Genomic DNA, 11,398 nt, shown 5'->3' with positions numbered 1-11,398 from the left:
GTCGTGGCGCTACGACCAGAGGACTACGCGAGTTTTGCCCCCGGCTCAAAGCCGGGCAGCGCCTTTGAGAACGCGCTAACCCCCCGCGCGAACCAGACAACTATCTCAGCGTATTTTGGACCGGCAATCCGAAAAAATCTCAACCTGATTTCTGCCGAGCGCCCACCCAATAATGTTATTCAACATTATTATTCCCCCCCCTCTGTTTTCGACCCCAGGGGCGGCGGGTTATAAATGTTGTGCGGGTCACTGCCAACTACGGGCCGACGGAGCATAATCGCGTGATGAAAATTGGCCTCAAGCTTTCTGTAATTGACTTGACACGGTGCGTCGTGCGTTCCTATACTTTTACCCATTCGATCGGGCGCAAGCCCCTTGCCGTTTACGGCCTGCCAACGGAAACGTTCCCGAAATAAGCAACCCAGGGGATCTGCCATCATCTGATGTAGCAACATAGGAGCTTCCACATGGGAATCTCGATAGTTCAAAAATCCGATCTCACCGTGCGCAAGCGCAACCCCAAGATCTCCTTGGTGCTCGCCGGCGGCGCAGTGAGCGGTGGATTTTACAAACTCGGCGGGATCAAGGCCCTATCGGACCTGATGGTCAACCGCGACGTAACCGACTTCGACACCTTCGTCGGCCTCTCCGCCGGATCGATCCTCGCCAGTTCCCTGGCCTCCGGGATCTCCCCCGAGGAGATGATCAAGTCGATCGAGGGCAAATCCGAGCGAATCGGTCAACTTCGGCCTTTGGACTTCTACAACGTCAACTTGGCCGAGTTCGTGCGCAAGCCGCTGGACCTGCTCTACTATTCGCTCAGCGTGCTCCCGCGCTTCATGATCAACTTCAACGCCTCAATATTCTCGCCTGATTACAAGCTGTTCTCCACGGTGACGAGGTTCATGCGTCGGCCGACGTCCAAGAACTTCGACAGCCTGGCCAAGCTGTTCATCCGGCTGGTGGCAACCAGCCAGGAGATGCCCAGCCTGCTCGAGTTCGTGCCCAGCGGCATCTTCGACAACTCGCGAATCGAGGCCTATTTGCGGCGCAACATGATGCGCAGCAACATGAAAAACGACTTCATGGAGATGCACAACCGCCGCCGCAAGGAGCTGTACATCACCGCGATGAACCTCGACACCTCCGAGCGCGTGGTCTTTGGCCACGACGAGGACTCGAGCCTGACCATCAGCGAGGCGGTTCAGGCCAGCACCGCCCTGCCCGGCTGGTTCAAGCCCGCGCGGATCAAGGGCATCGATTATGTGGACGGCGGTATCGGCGCCACGGCCGACATCGACGTGGCCGTCAACCACGGCGCCAACCTGATCATCTGCTACAACCCGTTCCGGCCGGTGGTCAACCAGTTGCTGATCCGCTACTACAAAGAATTCGACACCTACGTCTCGGACAAGAAGCACCTGGCCGACCGCGGTTTGCTGGCCGTGCTCAACCAGGCGTTCCGCGTGCTGCTCAGCGAGCGGTTGCACTCGTCGCTGAACTACTACAAGAACGATCCGAACTTCATGGGCGACATCATCCTGGTCGAGCCGAGCATCCACGACTACCACTTCTTCGAGATGAACCCGCTCAACTTCTGGGAGAGCGCCAAATCGGCGGAGCACGGCTACATCTCGTTCAAGGAGTCGCTGGAGAAGCGCTACCCGGAGATCAAGGCGATCTTCAACAGCTACGGCCTGGAAACCACGATGATCTTCCTGGACGAAGACACCAAGAAGATGAAGAAGGCGCCGTTCGACGAGTCGATCATCGGCATCCTGGGCAAAGAGAAGATCAAGCGCGACATCCGCCTGGCGATCTAAGCCTGGGTTATTCGCGAAGCTTCTACTGAGGTTGCGTTTCTAATAATCTTGACAGCCCAACGGCAGTCCGTATAATGCGCATTCCCGAGCGGGAATAGCTCAGTGGTAGAGCATCGCCTTGCCAAGGCGAGGGTCGCGGGTTCAAATCCCGTTTCCCGCTCCATTTTCTTTCCCGGCGGCGTAGCCAAGAGGTAAGGCAGGGGTCTGCAAAACCCTTATTCACCGGTTCGATTCCGGTCGCCGCCTCCATTCTCCAACCCAATCGATCTAGGGAAGCCCGGCTTTGAGCCGTGGGCATGACTCGCGGCAGCTTCGAGCTGCCCCGGCGAGCAGGTGGGTGTGGGCAGGCGGCGCGATTGCGCAGCCATCGCGCCGCCCTCTCTCCTCCCCCGCGCGAGCAGGATGTTGTCGAGTGGTTTTCATCCGGAGGGGGCTGAACAGCGCCGTGTTTTTCGTTCAACGAAGCGAATCGATTCCGATAAACAGTTGATTTTTATTATTCTGAGAGAAGAGGTGCGGAGTGGGTCGTGGCATTAGGACCAGCGAACTACGCGAGTTTCGTGGCACCTCTAAGGTGCCGCGGAGAAAGGGCGCTACGACCAGCGGACTGCGCGAGTTTTGCTGCACCTCCAAGGTGCCGACGCGGGGTAGGTCTTGGCATTAGGACTATCGTCCTGCGCGAGTTTCGCTGCACCTCCAAGGTGCCGCGGAGAAGGTCGTGGCGCTACGACCAGCGAACTACGCGAGTTTTGTGGCACCTCTAAGGTGCCGCGGAGTGGGTCGTGGCATTAGGACTATCGTCCTACGCGAGTTTCGCTGCACCTCTAAGGTGCCGACGCGGGGTAGGTCGTGGCATTAGGACCAGCGAACTACGCGAGTTTTGTGGCACCTCTAAGGTGCCGCGGAGTGGGTCGTTGGATTACGACCAGCGGACTGCGCGAGTTTCGCTGCACCTCTAAGGTGCCGCGGAGTGGGTCGTGGCATTAGGACCAGCGTCCTACGCGAGTTTTGCAGCGGCTCCAAGCCGCGTGCGAGAGGGGGGACTCGAACCCCCAAGACCATTGGTCACTGGAACCTAAATCCAGCGCGTCTGCCAGTTCCGCCACTCTCGCAATCAGTTTTCGCCCGCCGATTATAACCTCTGGTAAATCGTTGAAAAGTCCCTTTGGCTGGATTTGCGCTACAGGGTCGATCTCCGCCGTCCTTGACAGTCCCGTCGGCTGCGGTTCATTCTTTATCGGATCAGCATTACGAGAGGGGCATGATCAAGAAACGGGTCAATTCGGGCAGCTTGTTGCGCGATCTTTTCCTGCACGATCTCGCCTCATTCTCCTGGTGGCGCGCCTGGTTGCTCAACCTGATGCGCTTTTTAGTCGAGTTGTTCGCCCAATACAACCGCGACGCCTGCGTGGTGCGTTCGGCCGGTCTTTCCTACACCAGTCTGCTGGCGCTGGTGCCGCTGATGGTGGTGGCGTTCTCGATCTTCACCAGCTTTTCGGCATTTGCCTCGCTGGAGAATCAGATCAAGACCTTCGTTACCGAGGCGCTGATTCCCGGCGGCGTGATCGAGACCGACCTGATTCGCGAGAACCTCGACAGTTTCGCGGCCAACGCCCACACCGTGCGCTACGTGGGCATGATCGCGTTTTTCATCACCGCAATCCTGTTCTTCAACACCATCGAGAGCGCGCTGAACAACGTTTGGAAAGTCGACAAGCGGCGCTCGATAATGGGCAAGTTCTTCAGCTTCACCGCGGTGATCGTCTGGGGGCCGCTGCTGATCGGCCTATCGATGCTGCTCACGGCCAAGGTCAAGGACCTGCTGGACACCGGCACCGTGGACAGCCTGCCGGTGCTCAAGAGCTTCTTCCTGCTGATCTTCCAATACATGGTGGCAATCGGAATGCTGACCGTCACATTCCTGGTGGTGCCTCATACGCGGGTTAAGCTGCGCTCGGCAATTCTGGGCGGGACCGTGGCCGGAGTGCTGTGGGAATTGGCCAAGATGGGCTTCACGTACTACGTGGGCAACCTGGTTTCGATCAACAAGATTTACGGCTCACTCTCGGTGTTGCCGATCTTCCTGATCTGGCTCTATCTGACTTGGCTGATCGTGCTGCTCGGAGCGGAGACCGCTTACGTGCATCAGAACTTCCGCGCGCTGATGATGCACCGCATCAACGAACACGGGCTGAGTCCGCGGCAGCGGGCAAAGCTGGCGATCACGCTGTTCTATGAGATCTCGCGACGGTTTTTCAACGGCGATCCGCAGCCGACAATCGAGGAACTGGTCGAACTGATCGACTTCCCGCTGGAGACCATCAATCGCTCGGTCTCGCTGCTGGAACGCGCCGGGCTCGTGGCGCTGGTCAGCGAGGGCTCGTCGGGGCTGCTTCCCGTGCGCTCGATCTCGCGCATTAAAGTCTCCGACGTGGTGGCCGCGGTCTACAACGATCCGCCCGACTGCTCGGAGATCCAGCCGCCGCAAGCGCTGCACAGCCTTGAATCGCGCCTGGATCAGCTGGTCGCGCCGCTGTCGTCCGACGAGCTTGATCTGAGTTTCGCCGAGCTGATCGAGCTTACCTCGCAATCGGAGCCGCGCGAGGACTGAGCAAGTTTTCCCCGTCTTGCATTCCCCGCCGCAGAGCGCCATCTTATGGGCCGCGCAGACACAACAAGCTGTCAACCACCAAGGAGCGCCGCCCGCCGATGCGAACGGAACGACGCAGTCACAAGCGGATCATCCGCATGCTCTATGCCCGGTGTATCACCGAACAAGACCTGTTTTACGGCTACGCGGACAAGCTCTCCCGCGCCGGGTTCTGCATCACCTGCGATCAGCTGCTTAAAATCGACGAGGGCTTGGAGATCAACCTCAAGGTCGGCCCCGGCCGCACGTTGCGGCTCTACGGCCTGGCCACCTGGAAGCACGAGCTGCCCGCCGGCGCGCAAAACCCCTACATCTACGGCATCTCGCTGAAGTGCCCGCCCGAGGAATACATCGAGTACGTCAACGGGCTGATCCTCGCCCACGACCCGCTCGTCGCCCGCGCCGGCTGAGTTCCATCGATTTTACGGATTAGCGAGAATGACGCTGTTATTGCGAGCAGATCGTGCGCCGCAGTAGAAGCAAATATTAAGGGCTGGCCCGCATTTCTCACGAGGGTTCGTAGCGAGGCGTGCAAGATGCCGCAAGAACGAGAAAGACGAGTCGATACTCCGCAGACGTACCCACTGCGGTACGTCGAGGACGGATCGGCGAGGATGACGCTGTTATTGCGAGCAGATCGTGCGCCGCAGTAGAAGCCTCGTGAGCAATGCGGGCTAAAAGTACATGTCCACGCCAAAGGTCAGGCCGACGTTCCCCTCGCCCGATAGCGGGTAGCCCACGTCGATGCGTGAGATCGCGTTGTCGAATTTGTTGACGATAAAGCGGACGCCGGCGCCGGCGCTGCCGCGCGTGGCGTTGATGATCTCGCGTTCGTTGACGTAGTAATCCCAGCCCGTGCCGCTGTCCACGAACAGGTCGGCCTCGACCGTGATCCACCACCAGCTAAATAAAATCGCGCGGAACTCGGTATTGCTCACCAGCAAGTTGCGGCCGCGATATTGGCGATCGAGCAGCGCGCGCAGGTTGTCGTAGCCGCCCAGGGGGAACTGCTCGACCAGCGTGGTCGAGTTCTCCGTTCCGGCGTAGAGCTTGCCGCAAAGGTTGAAGCGCGAGCCCAGCGGGATGTATCCGCGCAGGTCGCCCACCACCTTAAAGAAGCGCTCCCAGGAGCCGAAGAACGGATCGTAGGCCTCGGCCGTGCCCTCGAAGCTCCAGCCGCGGTAGATATAGTTGTCGATCAATACCCGGCCGGCCTTGACCCACAGACCCATGCCCGCCGAGGTGTAGCCTTGGCTGACGTCCCACTGGAAATTGTCGGGCGGCTGATCCTCGGGCGAGCTCGTCGAGGTGTCGAACTCGTGACGCTGCCAGCGGTAGTACACGCCCACGCGGAACGGCTCGAACGCCTCGTACTCCAGCCGCGCCAACCCGTTGAGCTGATCCACGGTGTAGACGTAGAGCAGTTCGGTCTCGTGCCGGGCATCGTACAGCGGGTCCTCGTAGAACTCGCGTCCGCACTTGAGGTAGATCCCGAACGGCGTGCGGCCGATCTTCTGGTCGATGTACTGCACCCGCGCCAGCCAGTCCTGCTGGCGATAGCCGCCGTCGACCTTGAGCTTCTTGCGCCTGCCCAGCAGGTTGGAGTCCTGAAGTCCGAGACGAATGCTGAATACTCCGCCGCCGAAGGCCGGTTCGATCACCGGCTGAACCGTCCATTTCTCCTTAACGTCGACCGTTACGTCGACCTGATCGCCATCGATCTGCACCGCGGGCTTGACGTACTCGTAGAACATCCAGCTCATCACACGATCGCAGTCGGCCTGCAGCACGGCCGGATCGTAGGGGACGCCCACCTGGGTATCGAAGTAGCGCAGGAAGGTATCGGGCTTGGTTTTCTTATTGCCGGTGAAGCTGATCGAGCGGACCCTCAACGCCTCGTGCGTCGGATCGTCCGCTGCCCATACCGGTATATTGAGCAGGAGAATTAAGAGCGCTATCAGCAATGCTGTAAGTGTTTTCAAGCTGCAAACCCCATCAACGCTCAATCAACAAGGGGCCGCAGTTTGACAGGATTTCACTTCGCATGCTACCTCGCCTGCATTATTCATAAGGCTTCTACTGCAACGCACAATTCGCTCGCAACTACTTCGTCATCCGGAACGATCCGTCCTCGACGTACCACAGCGGGTACGCCTGCGGATGATCGCCCCGGCTTCCTTATATTTGCGGCGCCTTGTGCGTTTCGTTGACGAAACCTCAAAAATAATTCAGGCTAGAGAAGTCACATTTCTCCTTATCATTCTGTACTTCGGTAATGATGATCAATTCGAGGGCACTACGTTCGCTCTGTCCATTATTGTGCGGGGTGATCGTATTATCTTTCTGCGCATTGCAGGCCGCGGCCAACCCGATCGATCTTTACGGCATCGGCGCGCGCTCCACGGCCATGGCCGGGGCCTACGCTGCGCTGGCCGACGACTACTCGGCCGCGTTCTACAATCCGGCGGGCCTGTACCAGATCCGGGGCAAGCACGCGGCGACGTTGGGCTACATGCGCAGTTTCTCCAACCTCGGGCTGCGCTTTACGCCGGCGCCGGGATCGTCCTCGTTCGTCCGTAAAGACCTGCGCGATCTAGAGCACGAGTTGAGCAATCCCGAGCCGGCCGAGGCCTGGGTCGGCGGTCTGACCATGAACTTCTTTGACCGCTCGTTTTTCGGTTGCGCGATCCACGTACCGACTAAATGGCTCAACCGCAACCGCAGCTACGAGGCGACGGTGCCGCGCTTCTTCCTCTGGCAAAACCGCGCCCAGGTGCTCAAGCCGTTCTTCGGCTTCTCGATCAAGATCATCGACGGCCTGGCCGTGGGCGCAGGGTTCGCGCTGTACGAGGACGTGGCGGGCAACGTCAAGCTGCCGCTGGTGTTCGACAACTCGAACTTCACCGACGATCCGAGCAACCTCGAGGGCGGCCTGGCTCCGCACATCGACGTCAACCTCAGCCAGCCGATCGATTTGCAGGCCACCGGCGGCATCCACTGGGCGCCCAGCCGCTTTTTCCGCACCGGCCTGAGCTACCGCGGGGTCTACGCGCTGGAGGCGCGGCTGACGATCGAGGCCGACATCCAGCTCAAAAATTTAGCGATCGATATGGCGCTGCTGCGCGACCTGTTCCCCTACACGCTCAACGTGGTGATCGACATCCCCGGCCTGGGCGCCACCGAGGTGCCGGTGCGGCTGATGGACCTCAGCGGCGAGCTGATAGTGGACGCGCACATCCCGGTCAACGTCGAGATGATCTTCAGCGAGCTGTGGACCCCTCAAGAGCTGACCTGGGGCGTGGCGTCCGACCCGATCGACGCGCTGACCCTGAGCTTCGACCTGACCTGGTACGACTGGTCCGCTATGGTGCCGCCGGGCACAGCGTTCGTGATCGACGAGATCCGCATCAACGGGCGGCTGCTCCCCTCGGTGATCCAGGTGCTGGCCGACGTCAGCGTGCCGGTGGTCGGCGCGGTCAGCCTGCCGCTGGAAATCAGCGTGCCTGAGACGCCGCTGGAGATCAGCGTGCCGATCGCCGCGTCGACGTTGGTCAAGCCGGTGATGCGCGACGTCTGGGTGCCGCGGATCGGCGCCGAATACCGGCTGCCGCGAATGCGTCCCTGGGGCAAGGATCTGGACGTGGCGCTGCGCGGCGGATACGCCTATTTGCAATCGCCCCTGGACGCCCAGCGCGGCGTGACCAACCTCTACGACAACGACCGGCACTTGATCTGCGGCGGTTTCGGCATCAAGGCACTGCAAAGCGTGAGCCTCGATGCGTCGGTGCAGTGGCACAAGTTGGTCGAGCGCGAGCACAATAAAGTGCTGGTCGATCCCTACCACGGCTTTACCAAGGTCAAGGCCGCGGGCGACGTGACCGCGATCAACGTCACGCTGACGGTGAGGTTCTGATGCGCAGGCGTTGCGCGATCGCCTTGCTGCTGCTCGCGCTGGCGCTTCCCTGCTCGGCAGCGGCCAAGAGCTTCGACACCTTCGGCCTGAGCACGCGGGCAATGGTGCTCGGCGGCGCGATGACCGCGGTGGCCGACGATTACTCGGCGGTGTTCTACAATCCCGGCGGCCTGGCGCAGCTCAAGACCGAGTCGTTCTCCGCAGGGTATTTATGGGCCGACGTGCGCATGAAGGCCAACGGCCGCGACCAGAACTACCCCGTGACCAAGCTCTCGCTGGTGGGGTTGAACATTCCGATCTACGACCGGCTGTTCTTCGGCGTCGGAATCCAAATCCCGGACCGCGTCTACTCGCTGACGCTGTTCGTCGATCCCTCCCAGCCGACCTGGCCGCAGTACAACAACATGTCGAGCATGCTGATCCTGATGCCCGGCGCCGCGCTGCGGCTGTGGCGCGAGCTGTCGATCGGGGTCAGCTTTGCGTTCAGCGCCTGGACCTATTACGACCTGGGCATTCCGCTCTACATCCCGGTGGGCGTGGGCGCGCAGACGCCCGCGGCCGACCCCACGACCTTCAAGGGCGACTCGGGCACCGTGGGCATGGGCTCGTTAAACGCCGGCGCACACTGGCGGATCAACGACAGTTGGCGCGTGGGCGCGACCTACCGCTCGGAGCTGGACAGCCACCTGCCCTTCGACGCCCAGGGCCAGATCGAAATTCCGCTCTACATCGACCTGGCGACCCTGGGCGATATCGTGGGCGGAGACGTGCAGCTCGAAATCGAAATCCCCGGCCTGGGCAGCACCAGCATCGAGCTGCGCGACCTCGAGCTGAGCGGAACCGTGGTCGCCAAGCTGCGGCTGCCTTTCGCGGCTCACGCGATTTTGCGCGAGCTGGCCTGGCCCGAACAGGTCAGCGTGGGCGCGGCCTACAACTACGGCCAACGGCTGATGGTCTCCCTGGACCTGACCTGGAAGCACTGGGAGCGGATGGAGCGCGTGACCTACGAGATCGACGTCGACCCGCTGGTGCTGCACGCCAAGATATTGCCCTCGACGATCCGCGCGCGCGTCTCCTCGATCGCGGTCCCGACCATCGGCGCCATCGGCCCGGCCGGAGTACAAATCGAGCTGCCGCCGGTGGAACTCGACCTGGAACTGCCGGTGAGTTTCGTCAACTGGCCCGGGCCGTCGTTTCGCAACACGTTGGTGCCGCGCCTGGGATTCGAGTATCGCTTCGACCCCCTGCCCGGCTTCTACAAGATCGGACGGCTGGATCCCTCGATCCAATCCGGCTACGTGTACGAGCCGGGGATCTTCAACCCGGATCGCGGCCTGACCAACTACATCGACTCCGACCGCCACGCGCTGTCCGCGGGCACGCGCTGGGGATTTGGCAGGCCCGACCCGCAACAGCCCGACTACTGCCAGGTGCAGCTAGGTGTGCAATACAGCTATTTCGCGCCGATCCGTTGGACCAAGACTGCGCAGTACGCCGCGTACCACGGGTTCGACGAGCTGCGGGGCGAGGGCCGGATCTTCGCCACCTCGCTCTCGATCGAGGTGCCGTTCTGATGCGGCGGCGGGCGCTGCTGGCGTTGCTGTTGCCCGTGCTGATCGCGGCCTGCTTTCAGGGCTATGCGCCGCTTGACCAGGACGAGCCGATCGACGTCGCTGTGCAGCCGACCGCGGGCTCGATGGCCGGACCGCTTTACGTCTGCGGCGAACGGCTGTGCGACTCCCTGGGGCGCGAGGTGCTGCTGCGCGGCGTCAACGTGGGCAGCGCCGGACTGGTCCCGCCGTTTGCCATGCTCGACGACGTTGCCTGGCTGGACCCGCTGTTTGATTGGGGGCTCAACGCGATCCGCATCAACGTGGTCTGGGAGGCGGTCGAGCCGCAGCCCGGAGTCTACGACCAGGATTATCTGGCCAGGGTCGAATCGCTGGTCGACGCCGCGGCCCAACGCGGCCTGTGGGTGGTGATCGACTGGCAGAGTCAGCTCTACGGCCGCGCGCTGTGGGGCGCGGGCGCGCCGCAGTGGGCCCTGCCCGCGGGCGTCGAGCCGTTCGCGGGCGAAGCGCCGCACGATTGGTACTTATACTATTTGCGCGACGAGGTGATCGAGGCCTACGGCCTGTTCTACGCCGATGCCGCGCTGCGTCAATCAGAGCTGGCGGCCCACCTGATGCTGGCTCAACGGCTGGCGGACCGCGAGAACGTGGTGGGCTACGAGCTGCAATCCCAGCCCTACGCCGCGCCGCTCGATCACGCGTTTGTCCACGGCGTGCTCTTGAACTACTACGTGGACAAGGCCCTGGCCCTGCGCCGGGCCGACCCCGACGCGCTGCTGTTTTTCGCGCCGCCGCATTTGCGCCGCGCCTGCGATCGCGCCGCGCTTAGCGAACTGGAGCTGCCCGGCCTGGTGCTCAGCGCGCCGTACTTCGACTCGGACGTACTGCTAAACGACGAGCACGATTGGTCCGGAGGCGCGTTGCGCAGCGCCCTGTCCTGCCTGTGGTCAGCGGCCCACGAGCGCGGAGTGCCCGCATCGCTCTGCGCCTGGGGCGTGCGGCCGACCACGACCAACGGGGAGGCGCTGTGTCACAGCGCGGCCGCACTGGCCGACCGCTACTTGCTGCATTGGTTCTACTGGGACCTCAACCCCTCACAGCGGCTGTACAACAACGAGGACTTCAGCCTGATCGGAACCAATGGCGCAAAGCGGCCCGCGGCGGACGTCTTGTCGCGTCCCTACCCCGCGCGAGTGGCCGGCGAGCTGTGCCAATTCCAGTTCGACATCGGCCAGTCCAAATTTTACGTCACATGGCGCGAGACCGGCGTGGACGCACTGACCGAGATCGTACTGCCCGCGGGCCTGTACCCCGATGGTTTCAAGGTACAGCTGGGCGACGGCCAATCCCGCTTTGACCAGCAGCGCGGACGGCTGCTGGTGTGCAGCGACCCGGAGTTCAGCTTGCACTGGCTCACCTTACGCCCACTGCGTTAGACTCG

General features: G+C 61.8%; 8 protein-coding genes and 3 tRNA genes. 9 read left to right on the top strand and 2 right to left on the bottom strand.

From position 1 onward, the window contains the following. From P9M14_15035 to P9M14_15020, 4 genes are all read left to right on the top strand, one after another. Positions 1–234, top strand: a 234-nt coding sequence (locus tag P9M14_15035) for a hypothetical protein (GenBank protein ID MDP8257059.1), incomplete at its 5' end; no start/stop codon positions are given. A gap of 233 nt (positions 235–467) precedes the next feature. Further along, the gene (locus P9M14_15030; protein ID MDP8257058.1) at positions 468–1,823 is read left to right on the top strand and encodes a patatin-like phospholipase family protein; all 1,356 of its coding nucleotides are present in this window, start codon (positions 468–470) and stop codon (positions 1,821–1,823) included. Positions 1,824–1,911: 88 nt separating this feature from the next. Further along, positions 1,912–1,986: transfer RNA gene (locus P9M14_15025), tRNA-Gly, on the top strand. Positions 1,987–1,997: 11 nt separating this feature from the next. Next, positions 1,998–2,072, top strand: a tRNA-Cys gene (locus P9M14_15020). 780 nt (positions 2,073–2,852) lie between these two features. Here the strand turns inward: P9M14_15020 and P9M14_15015 are convergent. After that, positions 2,853–2,935 (bottom strand) — tRNA-Leu (locus tag P9M14_15015). A 149-nt stretch (positions 2,936–3,084) separates the two neighbouring features. On the opposite strand from P9M14_15015, the gene P9M14_15010 reads away from it, so the two are divergent. Together P9M14_15010 and P9M14_15005 are read left to right on the top strand one after the other, a co-directional pair. After that, positions 3,085–4,434: a YhjD/YihY/BrkB family envelope integrity protein gene (locus P9M14_15010; GenBank protein MDP8257057.1), complete on the top strand. Its 1,350-nt coding sequence runs from the start codon at positions 3,085–3,087 to the stop codon at positions 4,432–4,434. A gap of 98 nt (positions 4,435–4,532) precedes the next feature. Next, positions 4,533–4,883, top strand: coding sequence for a hypothetical protein (locus tag P9M14_15005; protein ID MDP8257056.1), 351 nt, complete (start codon positions 4,533–4,535; stop codon positions 4,881–4,883). A gap of 264 nt (positions 4,884–5,147) precedes the next feature. Here P9M14_15005 and P9M14_15000 read toward each other — a convergent pair whose 3' ends face one another. Further along, complete coding sequence (locus P9M14_15000) at positions 5,148–6,365, bottom strand: BamA/TamA family outer membrane protein (protein MDP8257055.1); 1,218 nt, start codon at positions 6,363–6,365, stop codon at positions 5,148–5,150. Positions 6,366–6,799: 434 nt separating this feature from the next. Between P9M14_15000 and P9M14_14995 the strand changes: the two genes are divergently transcribed. The 3 genes from P9M14_14995 to P9M14_14985 are packed head-to-tail and all read left to right on the top strand — an operon-like array spanning position 6,800 to position 11,393. Further along, the gene (locus tag P9M14_14995) at positions 6,800–8,386 is read left to right on the top strand and encodes a hypothetical protein (GenBank protein MDP8257054.1); all 1,587 of its coding nucleotides are present in this window, start codon (positions 6,800–6,802) and stop codon (positions 8,384–8,386) included. Next, entirely contained in the window at positions 8,386–9,960 is a 1,575-nt protein-coding gene (locus P9M14_14990; protein ID MDP8257053.1) for an outer membrane protein transport protein, read from the top strand. The genes P9M14_14995 and P9M14_14990 overlap by 1 nt, the downstream gene beginning before the upstream one ends. Then, positions 9,960–11,393, top strand: a complete 1,434-nt coding sequence (locus tag P9M14_14985; GenBank protein MDP8257052.1) for a cellulase family glycosylhydrolase — start codon at positions 9,960–9,962, stop codon at positions 11,391–11,393. Before P9M14_14990 ends, P9M14_14985 begins: the two co-directional genes overlap by 1 nt. Positions 11,394–11,398 lie beyond the last annotated feature (5 nt).

This window comes from Candidatus Alcyoniella australis (assembly GCA_030765605.1).
Taxonomy (GTDB): Bacteria; Lernaellota; Lernaellaia; order JAVCCG01; family Alcyoniellaceae; genus Alcyoniella; species Alcyoniella australis.
This window is presented reverse-complemented; position numbering and strand designations above follow the sequence as displayed.